Raw genomic sequence first — 21,544 nt, 5'->3', positions numbered from 1 at the left:
ATCTATTCTTTTACAGTAAGATATTTCATCGCACAGTAGAGGCGTTGACCCTCGTATTCGACCTGGGCCCAGTCGCCGTTATCGCTGAGCGCAACCCTCTTAAGCTCCGTTCCGGCAGGTACATTGGTCACGATAAAAGAGTCGCTGGCAGTACTTGGTGTTGATCGCAGGTTTAGCTGAACCGTAGTCACCACCGTGTCATCCATTGCAGAATAGCCCTCTACTTCTCCGACAGAAACCGTTTTTACTTCATCAGGGTCCTTCCCAAAAATATTATCAAGGACTTTCTCTTTAAAAATAATTCCCAAAAGAAGCAGTATTATTATTCCGGTCGCTATAGAAGCAATTCTCACGACAAGATAAGGATTTATGCCTGTACTTTTTGAGTCATCTTCATCAAACCAGTCATCATCCCTGTCGTCTTCCGGTTTTTTACGGATTCTTTTTTCAGACTTAATATCAGCCTTTTTTTCAGCCTTTTTCTTAGTTTCTGCAGCTTTATAATCGTCAGGCTCTTTTTCTTTCTTATCTAAATCATTATCTTCCGGGAGCTTCACCTCGAAATCATCGTCAAAGAAATAGTCATCAGAATCCTTGTCGATGTTCTCCCTTTCTTTCTCCATCTTCTCATGCTGAGTTCTATAATATTCTTCTCTTTCACTGGCACTTAAAAAATCAAGAGGATCCTGAATCTCAATGTCCATCTCCTCAGTATTTTGCCTGTCAAGGTTTACCTTTTTTCTGTAGTCATTGAAACTTCTAATATTATTTGACAAGGATTTCCCTCCAATTCCCTATCTCTCCCCTAACATCATAATATTATATCACTTCGCACAAAAAAAGTCCGAAAAGCTTAGCTCCTCGGACTTTTGGTCTTTTTTAAATTATAAAATTGTTCAGGCAAGAACCTTGTCGATCATGCCCTGAATTTTTGCCTTGCTCTGAGCACCTACTGCAGAGTCAACAAGCTCGCCGTCTTTTATAAATGCGAACATAGGAATTGACATAACGCCGTATTTCTGGGCAATTTCAGGCTGCTCATCAACATTAATCTGACCAACCTTAAGTTCCCCTTCATACTCCTTGGCAAATTCCTCGATCATAGGAGCCATCATCTTGCAAGGGCCACACCAGTCTGCCATGAAATCAATCAGAACAGGGAGCTTACTGTTTAGTACTTCCTCCTCAAAATTCTTTGTTGTGAATGTGTACTCAGCCATTGTCCACCTCTTTCCGCGATCATTTCGCTTAAAAAATTATGTAACAACCCTACCTTTTGATAATATATTTGAAGATCGGATTTCCTTTTGCTGAAAATCGTTCCTCATATTCTGTCATTATGTTTCCTTCATTCATGACCCGGTCATTATGAAGATCAAAAGTGACTGCTTCCGCATGCCATCCTGCGGTATTTAATTCCATCAAAGAAAAATCAAATAAGTCTTTATTATCGGTTTTGAATTCAAGCTGCCCGTCCTTTTTAAGGATCTCATCATATCTTCTAAGAAAACTTGATGAAGTAAGTCTTCTCTGAGCATGCCTTTCTTTGGGCCAGGGATCTGAAAAGTTAAGATATATCCTGTCTACCTCTTCTTTATCAAAAACCTCGGAAATGATCTCCGCTTCCATTCGGATAAATCTTACATTTGTAAGTTCTCTCTCTTCCTGTTTCTGAATTGCCCTTAGTAATACGCTTGAATATTTCTCGATCCCGACATAGTTCACATCCGGATTAGCCTCTGCCAGATCCATTATAAATCTGCCTTTTCCGGTTCCAACCTCTATTCGCACCGGGTTATCATTCCCAAAAATTTCTTTCCACTTTCCTTTGCAATTAAGAGGTTCATCTATTGTGAAGCTGCTGTCAGCTATTCTCTCTCTTGCGCCTTTTATGTTTCTTAAACGCATTTATGTACTGCCTTTCATTTACTATAATTAAATTGTACAACAACTTGGCCTTATTGAAAAGTTTTTCGGAAATAGGTATCATAACATATGCAAAAATACTTATTTTAAGAGGCTTTTATGAACTTTTTCCAAACGCTTAACAACAAAATAAGGAAACCGTTTTTCTTATTCCTGCTTTCTATGATAATTCTGGGGGTGTTTGCAGGAAACAGATTCGTATGCCTTGCTACAAGTGATACTCCAAGTGACCCTGAGACAAGAAAAGGGCTTCCTATACAGAGTAATGATATACCGGGCTGGCCTGAGGGTCCTGAAATCGGCGCTGAGGCTGCTATTTTAATGGATATAAATACAGGAACCATTCTTTATGCCAAAAACATCCATGAAGAATTATATCCTGCAAGTACCACAAAAATCATGACCTGTCTTCTTGCTGTAGAACATGCAAGTCTCGACGATACCGTTACCTTTACCGATTCTGCGATAAGCTCTGTTCCTGCAGACGGATCCAATATCGGTATTGATGCAGGAGAATATTTATCTCTTGAAGAGTGTCTCTACGGAATCATGGTAGGTTCCGCCAATGAAGTTGCAAATGCTGTAGCTGAGCATGTTAGCGGTTCAGTTGATGCTTTTGTAGATCTTATGAATAAAAAAGCCGCATCCCTAGGCTGCACCAATACTCATTTTGCAAATACAAACGGCCTTCAGGATTCAAACCACTATACAAGTGTATATGATCTGGCTCTTATTTCATCCAAATTTTTCTCAAATGAGCTTCTTTGCCGCGTGGGAAATACTCCAAGATATCATTTTGAACCAAGTGCCGGTCAGCCTGATGATTTTTACCTTAATAACAAGCACAAACTGATATCCGGAGAAATATCATATCCAGGAATAGTAGGCGGAAAAACCGGATACACAGATCTTGCAAGAGAAACACTTGTAACCTGTGCGGAAAGAGACGGTATGAAACTTGTTTGCGTGGTTTTCATGGAGGAATCCCCTTCTCAGTTTACAGATACCGTCACCTTGTTTGACTATGGCTTCAATAACTTTAAAACAGTCAATATCAAGAGCGAGGAAAAAAGCTACATCCCTGAAGATCACTCCTTCTTCTCATCAGAGAACGATATATTTGTTCCTTCAGGTACTGTACTTGAATTTAATAAATCCGATTATATTATTCTTCCGCAGAGTGCCTCATTATCAGATACCACATCAACTGTTTCCTACGAGACAGATTCTGAGTCAGGCGCTTGTGTGATCAACTATTTTTACAATGATACTCCTGTTGGAAAAGGCCATGTTGTAGCAGCCAAGGCAGATGCGCTAAACAATTCTGCCGATGTTTCATCACTTGGTCATGTTATCTACATTAACATAAAGCAGGTACTTACCTTTATCATAATAGCTGCTCTTATCCTTATTGCGATCATATATATAGTCGATTTGATAAGTGCCTACAGCTTCGGCGGAAGCAGAGAAGCAAGGAAGCGCTTAAACCGTAGAAAGAAAGAAGCGCGGAAACGAAATGGTCCGCGCTTCTAAGGGTATAATAAATGTACATATTACAGCAGTGATGCTATGCACTCTGCTACCTCTTCCATCTTTGCTGTTGGCTCAAAACGGGCTACTACGTTACCCTGTCTGTCTACAGCAAACTTTGTGAAGTTCCACTTGATATCAGGATTGTTCTTGTAATCCTTGTCAATCTTCTTAAGCATTACGTTCATAGCAAGAGCTGCGGGACCTTTTCCAAATCCTTCAAATCCCTTCTGAGACTTTAAATATCTGTAGAGCTCAAGCTGATTATCTCCGTTGACATCTGATTTCTTCATCTGAGGAAATCTGGTGTTATAGTGAAGCTGACAGAATTCCTTTATCTCTTCATCCGTACCGGGAGTCTGTCCTGCAAACTGGTTACACGGAATATCAAGAACCTCGAATCCCTGATCATGGTATTTGTCATACATCTCTTCAATATCTTTATACTGAGGTGTAAATCCACATCCTGTAGCAGTATTAACAACAAGAACAACCTTGCCCTCAAACTGCTTCATTGACACATCGTTATCGCTTGTATCTTTTACAGAATAATCGTAGAATCCCATCGTTATATTCTCCTTTCAAAAAAAGTGATCATTTGTATATTTGGCTTTAAGTTTGATTTAATTATATTGTGTGCAATTCATTATGTCAAGAACTTTTTTTATTTTTGCTAAAGCCTCCTAAAAGTTCTATAATTAGGCACATGGGAAACTATATCGTATTCGACCTTGAGTGGAATCAGGGCAAAAAAGTAAAAGAATCAAACGGTAAAGCTCTTCCGTTTGAAATAATAGAAATAGGTGCTGTCAGACTCGATGAAAACAGGAATAGAACCGGCGAGTTTTCAAGGCTGATAAAACCTCAGGTCTATAAGAAGATGCACAAGATCACCGAGGATCTGATTCACATTACGATGGAGGATCTTCAGGATGGTGATGACTTTGTAACTGTGATCAGAGATTTTCTTGCCTGGTGTGGTGACGATCCTACCTTCTGCACCTGGGGACCTCTTGATCTTACAGAACTGCAAAGAAATATGGACTTCTTTGGGCTTGATCTTTTATCTGACAGACCTCTTCCTTTTTATGATGTCCAAAAGCTTTTCAGCATACAGTATGAAGACGGCAAAATGAGAAGAAGTCTTGAGCATGCAACCGAGAGCCTTGGCATGGAAAAAGACAGTGCTTTTCACAGAGCATTATCTGATGCGGATTACACCGCAAGGATATTCTGCGAGCTGGACAGAAAGGTATTTTATAACTATTCCTTTGACAATTACGTAACTCCCAAGACAAAGGATCAGGAAGTACATATTATCTTTGAGCATTATGCCAAATACATATCAAGGGAATTCAAGACAAAGGAAGAGCTGCTCTCAGATCCTGAAGTTATGGGCACTAAATGTTATCTGTGCAACAGACCTATCCGAAGGAAGGTTAAGTGGTTTTCTCTAAACGGCAAACATTTTTACAGTGTATCCTTATGCAAAGAACACGGATATATGAAGGCCAAGGTAAGGGTAAAAAAGACTGAGCATGACAGATATTACGCCGTAAAGACTCTTAAATTCATCTCCGAAGAAGATATGACGGAGATGAAAAAGAAGTCAGAAAAAAAGAAATATAAAAGTAAAGATGAAGACTGATTTATACAAATCTTCTAATTGTAACTAAGAGCCGCCCTTTTCGGGTGGCTTTTGCCATGCCGTCATAAATGAATTTGCCATAGCCTCTGACTGAAACTCTGGATCCTTCGCTAAGGTCATAGCCTCCGCTATATGCGGTTTTTCCATCAACATAAACCGATTGATTCTCTATAAGCTCCTGTGCCTTACTGCGAGATAATTTATAAACAAGGGCAAGTATGGCATCGAGTCTCTCTGACGGGACTGTGCCCTCAAGGGTCTCAAACTCAGGAACTATATCACATTCAGTAACCTTGATCTTTTTGCATTTTACTGTAGTATGTCTTATTCTGCACAGCTCATTTAAGACTATGTCTGCAACATCATTTGTGACAAATACATATCCCTTTAAGGAGTCAGTCCTGATATCCCCTATCCTGTTTCTCTCTATTCCAAGGTTCATTATTGATCCAAGAAAATCCCTGTGTGACAATTCATCTGCAAATTTCTTGTTTACAGGTTCTATAAGAATACAGCTTATTACGTCACTCTCTTCCTTTTCCTGTAAAAGAAAAGTCTCCTCATCAAGATATGACGGAAGAAAGCATAATACTGCTCTGTCAGGGTCACTTACCCCTCCGTAAGGAACGTACTGAACTCCTTCTATCATGTTCTGTCCCGTTATCATCTTGTTTTTGATACAGATGCTGTTTACCTCATATAATTCCGACATCGATAAGAAGTCAGTATGGGTCACATAGTTATTCTCATAAGCTTTGCGGGCAAGGTCTTTGATCCTGCCCGCAAGAAGTGTTTCATTATCCATATTTATCCTTTAAGTTCACAAATTTTCAAAGCCGTCTTTTATGATCTTTTCAAAAGCGGCAACAGGTATCGGTCTTGAAAAATAAAAGCCCTGGAACATGCTGCAACCAAGATTCTTTAAAAAATCCAGTTGTCCAACAGTCTCAACACCTTCTGTAATTATCTCCATGTCCAGCTTTTTGGCCATTTCTATCACTGACTGAAGTATTACAAAGCTTCTTTTTTCATTTTCGCTCTTCTGAAGAAACTGCATATCAATTTTCAGTACATCTGCCTGTATGTCTTTTAAAAGCCCCAGTGATGATGAGCCTTTTCCGAAGTCATCTATCTCCACTATGAATCCTTCATCATGCAGTTTTTTAAGCGTCGCCATATTACCGGATGTTTCATCTGCAACGGCTGTTTCCGTAATCTCTATATGCAGCTTATCTGTCATGATATCATACTTTTTGCACAATGCAGGAAAAATCTTTGCTATATCAAGGTAATAGAAATCTCTTGGTGATACATTTACCGACAAATAAAGCGATTCATACTCTGTTCCCTTCCATTCAGAAAGCTGCCTGGCGGCGAGCTCCCATACGTATTCATCCAGCTTTCCTATAAGCCCAACCTGCTCAAGTATTCCTATAAATTCGAATGGAGGCAAAAGTTCACCGGACGGCAGAACCCACCTTACAAGGCACTCAGCACCCTCTATATAATGATTCTTATTTACCTGTGGCTGAAGATATATAACAAACTGTCCGCTTCTTAGGTTTTTCTTAAAATCATTTATGATCTGCTGTTCATGAATAGCCTTCTGCATCATATTTTCATCAAAATAGTTGTAGATCATCTGCTGATTATTTCTGATTGCTTCAAGTGCCATATATGAACGGTCAAACATTATAGATATCGGAAGGTTTGAATTGTCTACATCATAGATTCCAAAGTGAATGGATAATCTAAATGATGGAGATGAAATAAGTCCGGATACCTTCTCTGCTATATTTTTAAGTATCGAAGCTATATCGCTCTCGTTTGTGGTGCAGATTGCAAAATTTACACCACCGGTTCTTCCGATAGCGCATTTCTTGTCAAATAATTCCGTAAAAATACGTGCAACTCCAACAAGTACTTCATTTCCTTTGGTATTTCCAAAAAGAGAATTAACATATCTGAAATTATCGATGTCTGCAGATATTATTAGAAAATTTTCGTCCGGTTCATCACTTATAAGCTTCCTCGCATTTTTACAAAAGCCTTCCCAGTTAAGGATTCCGGTAAGCGAGTCGTGAGTTGTGATATAGCCACTTGTTTCCCAAACGTCTTTATCTGTTTCTTTATCATAATGGTCATCTTCGGTAATTGTTATCAGCTCCATATTGCAGGAATATGTGGTCATATCCTTTAATGTAAGCTCAACGGGCACAGACTGAACCTGAAAGCATTTTCCTTCAAAATGCTCTATGCGACTCTTTTTGGTACGCGTCTGACATGACTGATAACTGGTACAATTAGCACATCTATGATCTGAAGCCCAGATAGCATAGCATTCCCTGCCAAAATTAAGCTCTCCGTCTAAAGTAATAGAAACCTCTCTGCATTCTTCCACATCAACAAGCCTTACCATATCAAACATGACTCTTATAGAGTCCATTGCTGCGTTTATATCTTTATATGTATATTTAAGAACCTGGCTTGTTTTTTCTTCAGTTTGCATCATAACCTCCACTCCATATGGACAGTCACCCATAAAAATACAGCAGACCAAATAACGATGGATTAATTATAAAACAACCAATTCCCAAATACCCCTTTGCAGCTTGAATTTATGATTTTTTAATAATAGGTAAAAGAAAAGAAGCCTATTAATAAAGGCTTCTAAAATAGTGTTCCCGACGGGAATCGAACCCATAGCTAGCGCTTAGGAGGCGCTTGTTTTATCCGTTAAACTACGAGAACAGATATGTTTCGAGCTGAATTGTCAGCCAACTTCGTTATTCTAGCACAGTAATATGCTTTCTTCAAGCCTTCTTAAACCAATTGATAGATGTCATTCGTCCTCAAAATCGTGCATTTCGTCGCACTTTTAGCTCAAACAGCTTTTTATACTATATACTACTTTTTGCGAGTATAGAAAGGAATAGTTATGTCAAAAGTAGGTAAAATAATAGGTCTTATATTGATCATCTTTTCAGGATTATTTTTACTTCTTGGAATCGTTTTTACTTTTAAATATAAGGCCATGGATTTATATGTAGAAGTTCCTGCATATATCTCAGATGTAGAAAGAGTAACTGTAAGAAATGGTCGTTCCACAGCTTCTGCATATGATTACACTATCAACTTTTCTTATAACGGCATAAACCATCAGAAATTCGTTAAGGAAAGCTCTTATCCTAATAAAAATCTGTCAAAGGTTTGGATCAATCCTGAAACTCTTGATCTGTCACTTTTAGACAGACAGACTACTTTGATCGGAGCATTTATTTTCTTTGGTATGTCTGTAATATGGATGGTTGCTGCAATCATTTCTTTTATATTACTAAATCAAAATAGTTACAGGAGGAATTATGAAATTCAGCATTGATATAGATAATTGCGAAGCCATAAGCAATAAATTCGAATTAATACCGGATAAGGTCAGGCAGAATAGTGCGGCACTTGAAAGTGTGTCAGACTGTCTAATATTATGTGGACCTGAATATGAAATAATTAAAGCTACTCTTGATGCTTGCATCAAAAATCTTTCAAGAGAAGCAGTAGAAACTGCTAATATCTATAAAGCCTTTAAGCAAATAATCGAAAAATATAAGTCTGCTGATAAAACAATAGTTGCTCATACCAAAGGTGGAAATAAGCATCTCCCGAACACAAATCACGGCAAAGGACATAGTCAACACCCAAATAACTCTGGGGGAAATACCGGTATTACCTGGCCTAGCGGATCCGGTTCCGCAAGAAGCAATATCCCGGAAAAACGGCATGGTAAAGAAAAAGAAGGCAGTGGTATATTTGACACATATTTTTTGTTTAGAGAACCCACTGCAAATGCGGGCGGTTCTTATGAATACGATACCGATCCTTCTAATGCTCATGTAAATGCTGAAGGTGAAGCACATGCTTATGGTCCTTCTATCCTTTTTGGTTATAGCTTATTTAATAATTTTATAACCGCAGATACAGAATCCACCTATCTTTATTCTGAACATGAAGGAAAGGTTGGATTATCATTATTTGATGAAAATGGTAATTTTCATCCTCACATAACCGGTAATGGGAACAGTAATACCAGTATTTATCATACGGATCAAAAGTTTAAAATCGGAACAGACATGTGGAATTTTCGTCTGAAACGTACCGAGGATACTGGATATGTTTCAGGTGAAGTTGAATACAGTTCCGGTACTCCCGGCGTCGTATCCTATGGTGCAGGTATTGAAAAAGAAAGTGTAACACAAGGTTTCACTATATGGGGCCTTGATGTCGATACTACAGAATGTGTCGGCATAGGTGCAAAAGGACAAGGTGCAATAGGACATGGTTATGGAGTCTGTGTTGATGAAAATCATGCACGAATTGCTTTCGAAATAGGCAAAGGCGTAGCTGTTGGAATAGATATCAATATCGACTGGTCTGATTGTCCTGCATATCAGTGGGCGAAAGACTTATTTTAATGATATAATCGAATAGTATAAAAATTTTTTGAGGTATGTGAAGATGAAAAAAAAGGAATTATTACCAATTGGATCTGTTGTTTTATTAAAAGGTGGCAATAAACGTCTTATGGTTTGCGGGCGAATCCAGACAAAGGGCGGCGATGATACAGTATATGACTACTCGGGCTGCTATTTCCCTGAGGGCATGATCGACTCAGATAGAATGTTCTTCTTTAATAACGAGAATATCGAAAGAATATACTTTATTGGTCTCCAGGATGAAGAAGAACTCGCTCTTACTGAAAAGATCCTTGAACTTGGCGAGTTCGTAGTTAAGGATGGCAAGATTGTTCCTAAGGATGCACCATCAGCTGAATAAAAAAACGAAGAAGCCGCTCAACTTGTAGCGGCTTCTTCTTATAGAGCGGCATATTTATCTTCCGACAATTATTATTGAATAGTTATCAGGAGCGCCTTTCTTATCCACATGCTTTTTTATTTGATTTATTGTTTTTTCAAAATTGGATGTGCCCTTTTCTGCATTGATACAGCAGTGTGCCCATTTTAGGGAGAAGTCCGTATAACATTTATATATTCCATCGCTGCAAAGGGTAAAGATATCTGTATCCTTCATAGTACCTGTTACAGTATTTATCTTTATATGGTCGAAAGCTCCAACTGCATTTGTAAGCTTTCCAAAATCAGGATGCTTTTTCTTCTCATTCTCGGAGAGTGTATTCATGATTTCCGGTTGGTTCTGCCATATCTGGTCCTTTGTTATCTGCATGAACTCTTTACCGGATTTTCTGTATATTCTGCTGTCACCTACTGAATAAGCTGCATACTTTCTTCCTGCAATAAGCAGAGCTACAAGAGTTGATCCGCATACACAATCTATGCAATATTCCCTTCTGATTTCTTCGTTTACCATATGTATGCATTCTTCAAAGCTATCACATAAGGAATCAAAACGATCTTCCTGAATCTTAACCCCATCTTTTTCTGAAAACAGGTTAATATCCGCCCATTCACCTATTCTCTCTGCTATCAGGCTGGAAGCGATTTCTCCGTGGCTGTGTCCTCCCATTCCATCAGCCACGCAGAAAATTCCATTCTCACCTTCCGCCTTCATAAGTATAGAATCCTGATTTATATCTCTTTTTTTACCGGTGTCGGTATATCCGTAATATATTATCTTTTCTGCCATCAATTACCAGCCTTTTTTGTAATCTCCCTTGTTTCACCTTTAATCTTCTATTATCGAAACCACATACGTATATCTTCCGATCGTAAGTTTACTGTTAGTTACGATCAGCTGAGGGAATCCGGGTTTTATCTCTATCCCGTTTACGCTTGAGTGGTTCTTTACATTCATAAGGTCGGTTACAAAATATGCATTGTCTTTGCACTCAATTGTGCAATGATGACCATGAACTGTTGTATCATCACTAATTACGATATCATTGTCAGGCATTCTTCCTATTTTTATTTCTTTCTCAATCTCGCAACGGAAAGTTCTGGAGTTGTCACTGGCCGTTGTAAGCTTTATCTTCTTAATATGTCCCGGTCTCTCATTTGGAGTAAGCCTTGTTGTCTTACCATCATCTCCTGCTTCACCAAGTATCTCCGTCTTACCGTATGTGTTAAGAGGAGTTGTTGGTGCACATTCCTGAGGTTCACTTCCGGGTCTGTTATTGAATATCTTTCTAACAACAAAGATAACAAGCAAAGCAATTATCGCTATAACTGCTGTTACTATCAGCGCAAAGATAAGTTTGTTTGCGATTATCCATCTTGTTATTTTTTCAAAAAATGTCGGTTCTGGTTCCGGTTCAGGTTCAACTATAACCGGGGGTACCTCCACTTCTTCCTCCTTTTCCTTTATTGAAAAAGGCATCAGAGCTTTAAATGAAATAGCTGATCCATCCGTAAATGTAAGCTTTGTATTCTGAAGGCTTCCGTCTTTTACATCTTCCGGAATTACTGCCTTAAATACTGTTAGGTTTCTATCCTTATCTATAATAGAAGCTATTTGATCAACTTCCGTTTCTTCCATGATGCAGTAATCACATCCTGTTACTCTGGACAGGGCAAACATTCCCTCAAGATTATCCGCATTTTTCCCGGTGCTGACTCCTATGGTATAGATAGGAAGAGTACGATCTTCAAGCTCTTTATTAAGTTCTTCTCTTGTAACTCCGATAGGTTTGTTATCTACGCCGTCGGATATTACGACAATTCTTGTATATCCATATTCTTCAGTAGTATTTATTTCTTTTACCACATCATAGAGAACATCAGTAAGATAGGTTTCCTGATCTGCGTAAGATATAGAGTCTATCATGTTGTTAAGTGCAGTTACATCATCGGTATATTTATCTGATAAATATGTTATGTCCTCAGAAAAAGTTGATATTCTGTATAGTTCATTCTCAGATGCATTTGAAACTATCTTCTTAAGGATCTCAGTTACTTTTTCTCTGGATTCACCCGGAATTGATATAGAGTTATCAACCATGATGAGGGTTCTTGCAGCATTATCATCTTCTGTAATAGGATATGTGGAAACATTTTCTACAGGAATATTACCAATCTGATATTCCGAAACATCTCCTTGTGACACACCTGTTATATATGCTCTTACAGAAGAATCATCGCATCTTACCTGCATTACTTTTACAGGCTCTTGTTCCTCTGATTCGCCTTCTGCCTCACCTTCTGTTTCACCCTCTGCTTCATTTGTATCGTCTTCCTCTGTATAAACATCTTCTGTTTCATAATCATCAGATATTTCTGTTTCATCCTCTGCCCCAAAAGCTCTTATTGAAAAGCTATCTGTTAAAGACATTAATGTCCCTGCACATAGAAGAGCAATAACTGTTTTGTTCCATATCTTACTTATTTTTCTCATACTTACTCCATAAATCCTACTGCCTTGTTACTTTCCGGTAAACGCGGCAAAAGCAGTGCCGTAAGACACTGCTTAAACCTAAATCTTTTCTTGGGTTTGTTTTATGATTATACAAGTGCAATATCAGCTTTTAAAGCGTTTGCAGCCTGTACGTTGTCGTTTTCTGCATTCTCGTAGTTTGTAGCGATCTTCTCAAGATCTTCGCCGTACTCATCGCAAGTTTTGAAAAGTCTTGTCATATCATCCTGAAGACCCTGGAACTGTGTTGCATACTTTGTTCTTGCATCACCTCTCCATACACTGTTTGTCTGCTCAACAAGTGTAAGCATCTCCTGTGTCTTCTTCTGTACGTCTGATGCATGTGATCTAAAATTAGAAGCCTCTGTGCGAAGGTCAGCTACGTCTGTTACTTTTAATGCCTTTAAAATTGCCATTTTATTTTTCTCCTTTTATTTTTTTCTCTATACACTATCTATGATATAGTTCCCCATATAATGATTTCACTTGTTGATTCTTAGTTAGAAGCAATATTTACGTTCTGTGTTTCAGCCTGCTCGTACTCACCAAGGATCTTTTTAAGTGCTACGATATACTCGTTGATAGCATCCTCAAAGTTTGTAAGGTTGGGCTCTTCCTTCTGGAAGTTTGCTTCGAATGCATCACTTGCATCACCTTCCCACTTTGTAACAAGAGTCTTGTGCTCGTTTCTGATGTTGTCTGCATACTGATGGAATTCGTTGTTCTTAGCCTGCAGATCGTTGATTACCTGCTCAAGTGCGTTTGAACTCTGTACATAAATTTCTGACATTTTTCATTTCCTCCTATTATATGAAAAAATATTTATGATTCTGCTATTCTTAATGCCTCAAGTTCAGCGTCTCTGATTCTTGTAGCAATAGCTTCAATAGTATCTGCGACTTTACCGATGTCGCCTCCGGTGCTTACTACCTTTCCTTTTACAATTTTACTTTTGGAAACGTAAGCTTCTGAATTTTCGCCAGTCCAGTTGGTTTCGATATTATCAATTGTTCCGCCGATATCATCATTTCCGATACCAACTACCTCTCCTGAAATTTTCCTGAGTTTTCCAACCTGATCCATGGCGTTGTTAAAGTCCATGTAGATTTCATATTCGCTCTTCATCTTCGTCCACCATTCATATATGATCAAAACATCACAATATCTGTCTTAGTAGCTGCTGCAGTTGTTACGTTGTCGCTTTCTGCATTTTCGTATATACCTGCCATAGTGAGTAACCTGGATGGATAAGTTCTGAGCCTTGTTATAAGTGCGTTCAAAGCATCTATGTTTTCGTCCATTTTTGTTCTCTCGGCAGTACCTGCATCGCCAAGCCAGTACTGACTTGTTTCCTGAACTTCTGAAATAAGAATCTGTATTTCGTTATTCATATCATCTATATCAGCTGTTACATCCGATGATTTTGATTTCAAACTCTCAGGAGTAACTCCAAGTGCTAAGCTAAAAGCCATATCAACTCTTCCTCCTTATCTTATTTTTAGACATCCATGCTCTCTATAATACTTTCAACGGAGCTTTCACAAGATGTATATTCCTTATCAGCAAAATTCAAATCTGAAAGTACTTCTTTCAAGAAATCAACCATATTAACAACTTTCTGATAATCTTTGCTGAATGTTTCCATGAACTGATCGTGTGCTTCGCCTTCCCACATGTTCTGCAGCTCATTCATATGAGCAAGAAGCTGAAGCTGAGCCCTGTCGAGTCTGGTAAAGGAACCATCGTAATCAGTTATGTCCTGTTCAAACTTAGCAAGATCATTTGCAATTACATCCATTTTTCCACCTCTGCTTTTTACTTAATCAACCTGTCAATATCACTTAGTGTTTCATTTACAGAACTATTCATATTACTTCTGTCGGAAAAATTTCCAAGAGAGACATTTCCGCCTCCGGTATTTCTTCCCGAGTTCTCGATCACTTCGACTATCCTCTCTTCAGTCAGCTCGTATTTATGTGCTATCCTCTCGGCTGCCTCTGAGAGATTCTCTGTAAATCCAACTTCTTTTCTAAGGCATTCATTTATCATGCGTATTGATTCAATAACGATATCCATCCCGGAAAGTGCGCTTAATGCATCACATACCGCATCAATCTCTTTTGCCTTATTTGAAAGCGCATCGGCGTCAATATTTAGTTGTGTGGAGCATCTTCTTAATACATCTGAATCTACTTTAAACATCTCATCTCCCTTGCGCTGAATATACATTAACACAATAATATTTGTTTTTATCAAAATCGCGACGAAATGCACGAAATCGAGGACGAAATGCAATTTTTATATCAAAATCAGCTTTGTTCCGTTCTTTTCATAGCATTCTTTAAGGGTATTTTCCTTAGGAAGTTTAAGCTGTTTTTCCCTGTCAAATAGCGATAAAGCGCCTACATTTCCTACAAATGCCGTTCGTTCCTTCTGCTCTATCATCTCAGTTATTTCTGCTATCAGAGATCCAATCCTGATATTTTCATTAAGGCTGAAATTGTAATCCTTATCAAGAGCAGGTACATACAAGTCAACAAGTACCATCGTTATCCTCCATAAATGCTTTTTCAAAGTTCTCTTCATTATATAAAGCTGATCGTATCTTTTCGTTTTCCTTTATATATATGATATCTTTGATATCGCCTTCTTTTACGAGAATCTCTCTATCCGGTTTAGACTCTCCTCTTTTGTAGCGCTCTGCAAGAAGTCTTGCGTCGCTCTCATAAAATGCTTTTGAAAAGTCAAATTGCTCTTCCTCGTTATATCCATCATTTCCGTTTTTCGAAGCTATGGGCATATAATCAGAGTCCATGATAAACCTTATTGCATCTTCATTCTCAAATGTTTCTATCCTGATAAGAGAAGTTCCTCTGTTATCCATATTAAGAAGAAGGCTCTTATTATCTGTCATATAAAGGCATCTTGCATTTTCCATATCCTGCATCGCCCTTATCCTGAAGGTGTACCTTGCTTTTTCCAATATATCGAATACTTCTTTTAGCTCGTCATTCAAAGTAAATGCATCATCGCTGGGAACAAGGTATTTATCAAACACGAGTTTCTCTACTGCCTTCTTTACTTCTTCCTGCGAATCTATCTTTGAATTAAGCTCATCAAAAATAATGAGTCCCTGTATTTTTCGCCTATATAGGAGAATTTTCATCTCCATTACCGATAAATAAATTGCTTTCATCATAAGTTATCCATCACCTGCTTAAACGATCTTGATACCGGAATTGATAAACCACCTTCCAGCTCTGCTATCCTTGACGTTTTATTGTAAATCTTTATTTTGTCCTTATTTACAATAAAGCTTCTGTGAATCCTCGCAAATCTGGGAGGAAGCTTATCGAGAATATTTTCAAGAGTTTCCTTTATTCCGTATTCTTCTCTGGAAAGTCTTATGAAAATCCTTTTTTCTCTTGCTTCTATATAGATGATTTTGTCAAAAGGAATTCGTATCTTTCCATCTAAAGTATCTACGTATAAGTAATCTCCTTCATTCTCGCCCGCTTTTACCACGCTCTGAATGAACTCTGTAATAGTCTCTTTGGTATCCGCCTCATCAAGTGGCCTCATAATAAGAGCGGATGCCATTATCGATGGCTTGATATACTGAGTGGGTTTCATGGTATCCGACACAACAAGGAGCATAGCAGTGTCAGGATACTTCTTCCTGACTTTGCCTGCTATATCTATTCCCCTCTCATCTACTGCTTCCAAAAAACTAATGTCGACTATCTCTGTTTCTTTTACAGCTTTTTTTAGTTTCTCTTCGTCACAGCATACTGAGGTTTTAAGCGTGTCCTCAGAGTGCTTTGCAAATGCATCTCTAAAAGCAGTGTCTATGTATTTTAATTCCTTTTCTTCTCTATCATACAGAAGTGCTGAAATCATCCTTTGTTTCCTTTAATCATTGGCACTATTATTTCTTTAACATCTGATTCCATATCGCTTGAAAGCATTCCTCTTCCTACAGGCTTTGCCATATCCAGACTTCTTCTATCCTGATTATCAAAGCTTAGGTTGGACAGAGTTGTTGTATGTACATTTCCGCCGAAGTGAATTGCCTTCTTATCTCTCGTAAACATTCTGTAAAGAGGATAAGAGCTGATAGGAGCAATATCTTCTTTATTGATGGTAACAAACCAGTAAATGTTGTGAAGGGCACCCTTATCTGCAATCATCTCCATGTTCAGAAGGATGTTCTTAGGCACATCTTCTGCAGGATGTATCATCTTGTCGATAAAGAACGGCAGATCGTCCACGAAGATGAAAATACTCTCGTATTCCTTCATATGCTCGTAGATTTCTTTTTCCTCCGCTCCTTTTTCTATGAGCTGTGCCTTCATCTTGTTTCTTGGTGCAACGTCGCTGACAAGGAGATCTGTAAGGAATGTTGCCCATTCCTGCTCGGTTGCTATTCTCCTTGCATCAATCTCCTGTGCAAAAGCGGTAAACTGGTTCTTAAAGTCAACTATGATAACTCTTCCGCCTCTTGCCTTAGCAGAACGCATTGCAATCTTAAGTGCATTAGTCTTACCCTTCTTCTTAGCACCGACAATAAGAAGAGAATATATCTCTGAGAGGTCGATTCCAAACGGAACTGCAAGAGTTGCGTCATATCCAAGAGGAAGGAGCCTGTCACTTGCTATCATTTCCTTAACCTTGCTGTTCTTCTCAAATATATCCCATGTAGGTTCTTTGGGTATCTCAGGAATAGGCATAGCACACTCGCCATCCCAGGCAGCTTTCATCTGCATTGTGAGCTTCTCTATGTTCTCCTCTACTGTGACATCATCTCCGTCAATAGCAATTGCCGTCTGGAATTCCAGAATCCTGTCGTCAACATAGCCGATACCTCTTCCCTTGATTCCGTTTTCAGGGAATACGCGGAGTCTTGTCATTCGCATGTAGTTTCCGTAGTCATAGGTGTTATTGAGCTCTAAGCAGATTGTTGTTTTAAAGTTCTGAGCAAGCGAATTGGGTATTTCGCTGCTTCCTGTTCCTGTAGCTGAAACAATGAGGAAAATTCCGTTACCTACGCCTTCTTTTACAAGCTGCATGATAAATGAATGGTATTTATCACCGGTTTTATTGTTAAGTGCAGCAAAGTTGTCTATGAATATTACAATTCTCGGAAGGTCTTCTACTGTAATCTGTCCCGGCCTTTTCTGTGCCTGCTGAAGGAGCTTTCTATCTTTTAAAATTCCATGCAGCATGATAAAGAATTTATCAATCTTATCGTTGTCATCGCTGTCTCTTATAACACCGCCCACATTAGGCATGTTCTCGAAAAGGCTGAGCTTTCTTGCACTAAACTCAAGGGCATAGATGTTTATCTCTGCAGGTGAATATCTGTTTACAAATCCATATATTATTGTCTGTAGTAATGTTGTCTTACCTGTAGTCGAAGCACCAAATACAAGGATGTTACCTGTTTCTGAGAGGTTTATGCTAAATACATCCTGTCTCTGGTTTTCAGGATCATCATATAAACCAATGCTTGTTTCAATATTTAGTTCTTCTCTCTTTGGCCAGCTTGTACCGTTAAATACGCTCTCTTCATCCCACTTAAATACTCTCTGCGGTAATTCTCTAAGCGTAATACGTTTAGGAAGCAAAGGAAGGAACAGACTAAAGTCATGATTGTAGCCATTCTTCTCTGCAAGATCCTTAAGGTATGCAACAACTGCTTCAAGCTGTGTTCGTTCAGGCTGCTGAGGAAGCTTTTTCTTTGCACTTCCTATTGCAGCTTCCTTAATGATTATCTTTTCAGCATCAGGACCTGTAGTCTGTGCTATCTCAATTAGTGTTCCAAGATTTTCTCTGTTTCTGTCTGAAACCGGATAGTCCTCATTCATGTCCGCAAGCTTCTTAAACATCTTGTCGATGAGGATATCTATCTGGGCTTTGGTTATTGTAGATAATTCGTATCCCTTTTCATTGCAGATTTCCATCATGACATCAACCAGAAGCTTTATCCACTTAAGCTTCTTTTCTCTCTGCCTTGCCATACGGGTATGATTACCCTCTATTGAAGAAGTTCCCGTAACTTCAAGCATTTTGGCTGTATCAAGGCTTGAATCACCTTCATCCTCGTAGTATACAGCTCCACTAAATCCTGACTGAAACTGCTCATACAATTCGTCATTTCCGACCTGAAGATAAGCTCGTCCGGATCTTGTAAGGTAGGCAGCATCAGGCTTTCTTAACATATCTATACTATCCTGTCTGCTCTGAACTCGCAGACACAGCTTAAATCTGGAGTTGGACCATATATCTTCACTTACTGATCCCGCAGGTTTCTGCGTTGCCATTATAAGGTGTATACCAAGGCTTCGTCCGACACGAGATACTGATACGATTTCCTGAATGAATTCAGGTTCTTCCATCTTCATTTCTGCAAACTCATCGATTACGATGATAAGATGCGGGAGCGGAACCGTTGCCTCAAAGTTCTTATACAGCTTTGTATAATCTCTGATGTCTTTTACGCCATAGTCTCTAAAGAGAGTCTCTCTTCTGTCTTTTTCACTCTGAATTGAAACAAGTGCTCTGTTTACCTGGTTTCCTGACAGGTTACTTATCTGTCCGATCATGTGAGGAAGGTCGGTAAATAGGTTAGCCATACCACCACCCTTATAGTCGATAATGAAGAATCCGACATCATCTGGTGAAAAGTTAATAGCGAGTGAGAGTATGTAGGTCTGCAATGTCTCTGATTTACCTGAACCTGTAGTACCTGCTACAAGTCCGTGAGGTCCATGATATTTTTCATGGATATCAAGATAGCAGGGCGCTCCACCTGATTTTTGTCCAACGAGTGCTCTCATTGTTTCATAGGTTTTGCACTTCTTCCATCTGTTTAATACGTGGAGTTCATCGAGTTTGTTTATTCCATACATTTCAAAGAATGTAATGGAATCTGTTATATCACCACCGGTTTCTATTTCCTGGACCTCTACATTGGCGATGTTGGATGCAAGTGTATCGAGATCTTCTGTAGATACCTCATCAAACTCAACTTCCGTTCTCTGCTCGTAGTCGTCTGAAATATGATAAATTCCGTTATAGGTTTCATCATTCTGAACGATCATCTCACATTCATTGGGAAGCTGCTCGTATCTCTCTGTAAGGATGATCGTGCTCATACCGTAAACAGGCTCAGGGTTAAGTATGTACTTGGATATAAGCTCGCCCTCCATAAGTTCCGGATTGGCAAGTATCATTACATAATACGGTTTCGGAATTGCATTTTCGTTCATTGAGCCAAAAGAAGCATTTTCCTGCCTCTGTCTAAGAAGCTTATTTATTTCATAAAATACGTCACTTGCTTCCTCTTTGTTAGAAGCTACGTATCTAAATGACTTAGTCTCATTCCATACATGTGGAAGCCATCTTACAAAATCCCATGTTCTGCCAAGACCTGTCTTTTTTTCATCATAGATAAGAACTATCTTTACGTCTGTGTATGAATTGTTAGCAGCAATCTGGGCGATAATATCCCTTGCTACTACTGCAGCACCCTGGGCTTTTCTTCCGCCTATAACACCGATAAGCTTCTCTTTTATGAGGTCTATACATACCGGCACGTTTTTTAGCGTTGAGAATTCTTTCTTTATATTTCCGGGTATATCAACAAGTGCATTGTCGATCATGGTGAATTTCTTATCCGGTATCTCTATCTCTACCTGGAAAGGAATATTACCAAGCCCCAGTCTTACATTTAAAAAGTCTGGCTGCTTCGTATTTCTGCTCCAAAGAAGAGGATTTTCCTCATTCATTGCACAGCAGTATGCAGCGCCGTAATACCTGTCGTGCATGGCATTTGTATTTTTGTTGTACTTTTCCTTTATTATTTCTCTCTGCTCACTTAGATATGCACCATATCTTTCATTTCTTAAACGTTCATATTCTTCGTATTCTTTTTTGGCATTTTTCATGCCTGTCAGAGATCTGATGGTTCCTATAATTGCAGAAGAAAGCGCAGTTACAAGACCTACATACATGAAAAGACCTCTGTTGAATCCGGATACCCTGGATGCATACAGCATAAACGTACAACCGATCAGCATAGGCAGTGCCATACCGATGGCTGCACCTATAGCTGCCAGGATTCCTCTGTCTTTTACCTCATCTCTTGGTTCCGGAGGATCATCTATTTTTACAGGCTCAGTATCTATCTGAGCTATTCTTCTGGGAGATCTGTGAAAAAGAGTTGTCAGGTTTTGTTTGTTGACCTTCTCTATGGGAGGCGCTTCTACTACTATCTTTTGAAGCACTGATTCATTTATGACAGCTCCGCTCTCAATCACATTTATGGAAATCTTGTCTCCAAAAAATACTATTCTAAGCCCAAAAATATCTATACAGTCACCGAATTTAAGCTCTGTATCCTCAAATACACGGCTGTTGTTGATAAATGAGCCGTTTGCAGTCTCATTATCCCTAAATAATACTTTGTCGCCGCTTTTGAATATAAGAGCATGATCTGTAGAAAGAAGGTTCTTTCCTGCAAAGTCATAGCTTATCATGCAGCTTTTTTCTCTGCCTATATCTATTGGAGTGGGCAGATCTTTGATACTATACATTTCATATTCAGAAAAATAATTATCGGTTATTCGTGCAATAATCGATATAATATGTTTTCCGTCTATTAATAGCTTATAAGCACCTTGATCAGAAGAGGTTCCATCCTGTATGGGATTCTCATAGCAGTCCTCTTTGCTGTCAACGTGCTCTATAACGTAATCGTCTGTGCTTGCAAAATACCAGTTGTCGTCTGCAACCTCCAGTCGAAGATCGATATTTGTATCAATGTCAAACAATCTGTCCGACAATAATATGGAATAATCCGAATTATTTATTGCCGGAAGCAGAAATCGTTTGAACGCGTTATGACTGTAAATCGTAAGAATAGTACTCATTTAGATTCTCCATTTTATGATCCCCCTCATAATGGTTCCTAAGGGTATCCACATACGGTGGACCCCCAAGGACAGTCTAAATTTCTCATTATTGCATTGCACTACATAAGATGCATCTGCGATCAACAGT

General features: G+C 38.8%; 23 protein-coding genes and 1 tRNA gene. 5 read left to right on the top strand and 19 right to left on the bottom strand.

Annotated elements, in window-relative coordinates; all coding sequences use genetic code 11:
- Nucleotides 1–2 precede the first annotated feature (2 nt).
- The 3 genes from T543_RS03205 to trmB all read right to left on the bottom strand — a co-directional run bounded on the left by T543_RS03205 (nt 3) and on the right by trmB (nt 1,908).
- Nucleotides 3–776: an SH3 domain-containing protein gene (locus T543_RS03205; protein ID WP_035765652.1), complete on the bottom strand. Its 774-nt coding sequence runs from the start codon at nt 774–776 to the stop codon at nt 3–5.
- Nucleotides 777–896: 120 nt separating this feature from the next.
- Nucleotides 897–1,220, bottom strand: a complete 324-nt coding sequence (trxA, locus tag T543_RS03200; protein ID WP_035765651.1) for a thioredoxin — start codon at nt 1,218–1,220, stop codon at nt 897–899.
- 49 nt (nt 1,221–1,269) lie between these two features.
- Nucleotides 1,270–1,908 carry a tRNA (guanosine(46)-N7)-methyltransferase TrmB gene (trmB, locus tag T543_RS03195; RefSeq protein WP_035765649.1) on the bottom strand — a complete coding sequence of 213 codons (639 nt, stop codon included), beginning with the start codon at nt 1,906–1,908 and terminating at the stop codon, nt 1,270–1,272.
- 117 nt (nt 1,909–2,025) lie between these two features.
- Between trmB and T543_RS14995 the strand changes: the two genes are divergently transcribed.
- Entirely contained in the window at nt 2,026–3,459 is a 1,434-nt protein-coding gene (locus T543_RS14995; RefSeq protein ID WP_051638490.1) for a D-alanyl-D-alanine carboxypeptidase family protein, read from the top strand.
- Between the two features lie 20 nt (nt 3,460–3,479).
- Here the strand turns inward: T543_RS14995 and T543_RS03185 are convergent, their stop codons facing one another.
- Complete coding sequence (locus T543_RS03185; protein ID WP_035765646.1) at nt 3,480–4,022, bottom strand: glutathione peroxidase; 543 nt, start codon at nt 4,020–4,022, stop codon at nt 3,480–3,482.
- Nucleotides 4,023–4,162: 140 nt separating this feature from the next.
- Here T543_RS03185 and T543_RS03180 point away from each other — a divergent pair, with 140 nt between their 5' ends.
- Nucleotides 4,163–5,104, top strand: coding sequence for a 3'-5' exonuclease (locus T543_RS03180; RefSeq protein WP_035765643.1), 942 nt, complete (start codon nt 4,163–4,165; stop codon nt 5,102–5,104).
- A gap of 1 nt (nt 5,105) precedes the next feature.
- Here T543_RS03180 and T543_RS03175 read toward each other — a convergent pair whose 3' ends face one another.
- From T543_RS03175 to T543_RS03165, 3 genes are all read right to left on the bottom strand, one after another.
- The gene (locus T543_RS03175; RefSeq protein ID WP_051638489.1) at nt 5,106–5,909 is read right to left on the bottom strand and encodes a YlmH/Sll1252 family protein; all 804 of its coding nucleotides are present in this window, start codon (nt 5,907–5,909) and stop codon (nt 5,106–5,108) included.
- A 15-nt stretch (nt 5,910–5,924) separates the two neighbouring features.
- Nucleotides 5,925–7,613 (bottom strand): putative bifunctional diguanylate cyclase/phosphodiesterase, encoded by a 1,689-nt coding sequence (locus tag T543_RS03170; RefSeq protein WP_051638488.1) that lies wholly within the window; start codon nt 7,611–7,613, stop codon nt 5,925–5,927.
- A gap of 170 nt (nt 7,614–7,783) precedes the next feature.
- Nucleotides 7,784–7,855 (bottom strand) — tRNA-Arg (locus tag T543_RS03165).
- A gap of 187 nt (nt 7,856–8,042) precedes the next feature.
- On the opposite strand from T543_RS03165, the gene T543_RS03160 reads away from it, so the two are divergent.
- From T543_RS03160 to T543_RS03150, 3 genes are read left to right on the top strand one after another with little or no spacing between them, the layout of a single operon-like run.
- Nucleotides 8,043–8,483: a DUF3592 domain-containing protein gene (locus tag T543_RS03160; RefSeq protein WP_035765639.1), complete on the top strand. Its 441-nt coding sequence runs from the start codon at nt 8,043–8,045 to the stop codon at nt 8,481–8,483.
- A complete protein-coding gene (locus tag T543_RS03155) occupies nt 8,467–9,570 on the top strand; it encodes a hypothetical protein (protein WP_035765638.1) in 1,104 nt (367 codons plus the stop codon). The genes T543_RS03160 and T543_RS03155 overlap by 17 nt, the downstream gene beginning before the upstream one ends.
- Before the next feature lie 43 nt (nt 9,571–9,613).
- The gene (locus T543_RS03150; protein WP_035765637.1) at nt 9,614–9,931 is read left to right on the top strand and encodes a DUF4176 domain-containing protein; all 318 of its coding nucleotides are present in this window, start codon (nt 9,614–9,616) and stop codon (nt 9,929–9,931) included.
- 54 nt (nt 9,932–9,985) lie between these two features.
- Here the strand turns inward: T543_RS03150 and T543_RS03145 are convergent, their stop codons facing one another.
- The 12 genes from T543_RS03145 to T543_RS03090 form a co-directional block, all read right to left on the bottom strand.
- Nucleotides 9,986–10,759 (bottom strand): PP2C family protein-serine/threonine phosphatase, encoded by a 774-nt coding sequence (locus T543_RS03145; RefSeq protein WP_035765636.1) that lies wholly within the window; start codon nt 10,757–10,759, stop codon nt 9,986–9,988.
- A 39-nt stretch (nt 10,760–10,798) separates the two neighbouring features.
- Nucleotides 10,799–12,463, bottom strand: a complete 1,665-nt coding sequence (locus T543_RS03140; protein ID WP_035765634.1) for an FHA domain-containing protein — start codon at nt 12,461–12,463, stop codon at nt 10,799–10,801.
- 107 nt (nt 12,464–12,570) lie between these two features.
- Nucleotides 12,571–12,897, bottom strand: a complete 327-nt coding sequence (locus T543_RS03135) for a WXG100 family type VII secretion target (protein WP_035765633.1) — start codon at nt 12,895–12,897, stop codon at nt 12,571–12,573.
- 80 nt (nt 12,898–12,977) lie between these two features.
- A complete protein-coding gene (locus T543_RS03130) occupies nt 12,978–13,271 on the bottom strand; it encodes a WXG100 family type VII secretion target (RefSeq protein WP_035765631.1) in 294 nt (97 codons plus the stop codon).
- A 32-nt stretch (nt 13,272–13,303) separates the two neighbouring features.
- Entirely contained in the window at nt 13,304–13,606 is a 303-nt protein-coding gene (locus T543_RS03125) for a WXG100 family type VII secretion target (RefSeq protein ID WP_035765627.1), read from the bottom strand.
- Between the two features lie 23 nt (nt 13,607–13,629).
- Nucleotides 13,630–13,953 (bottom strand): WXG100 family type VII secretion target, encoded by a 324-nt coding sequence (locus T543_RS03120; RefSeq protein WP_035765623.1) that lies wholly within the window; start codon nt 13,951–13,953, stop codon nt 13,630–13,632.
- 26 nt (nt 13,954–13,979) lie between these two features.
- Entirely contained in the window at nt 13,980–14,279 is a 300-nt protein-coding gene (locus T543_RS03115; protein WP_035765621.1) for a WXG100 family type VII secretion target, read from the bottom strand.
- A 17-nt stretch (nt 14,280–14,296) separates the two neighbouring features.
- Nucleotides 14,297–14,683 (bottom strand): hypothetical protein, encoded by a 387-nt coding sequence (locus tag T543_RS03110; protein ID WP_035765619.1) that lies wholly within the window; start codon nt 14,681–14,683, stop codon nt 14,297–14,299.
- 96 nt (nt 14,684–14,779) lie between these two features.
- Nucleotides 14,780–15,028, bottom strand: coding sequence for a hypothetical protein (locus T543_RS03105; protein WP_035765616.1), 249 nt, complete (start codon nt 15,026–15,028; stop codon nt 14,780–14,782).
- Nucleotides 15,015–15,680, bottom strand: a complete 666-nt coding sequence (locus tag T543_RS03100; RefSeq protein WP_035765613.1) for a hypothetical protein — start codon at nt 15,678–15,680, stop codon at nt 15,015–15,017. The genes T543_RS03105 and T543_RS03100 overlap by 14 nt, the downstream gene beginning before the upstream one ends.
- Entirely contained in the window at nt 15,677–16,381 is a 705-nt protein-coding gene (locus T543_RS14990; protein ID WP_051638487.1) for a LytR/AlgR family response regulator transcription factor, read from the bottom strand. The genes T543_RS03100 and T543_RS14990 overlap by 4 nt, the downstream gene beginning before the upstream one ends.
- A complete protein-coding gene (locus T543_RS03090) occupies nt 16,378–21,414 on the bottom strand; it encodes an FtsK/SpoIIIE domain-containing protein (RefSeq protein WP_035765611.1) in 5,037 nt (1,678 codons plus the stop codon). The genes T543_RS14990 and T543_RS03090 overlap by 4 nt, the downstream gene beginning before the upstream one ends.
- Between the last annotated feature and the right edge of the window lie 130 nt (nt 21,415–21,544).

The organism is Butyrivibrio sp. NC2002, from assembly GCF_000702265.1.
Classification (GTDB): Bacteria; Bacillota; Clostridia; order Lachnospirales; family Lachnospiraceae; genus Butyrivibrio.
Note: the sequence above shows the minus strand (reverse complement) of the source record. Positions and strands in the feature narration are given on the sequence as shown.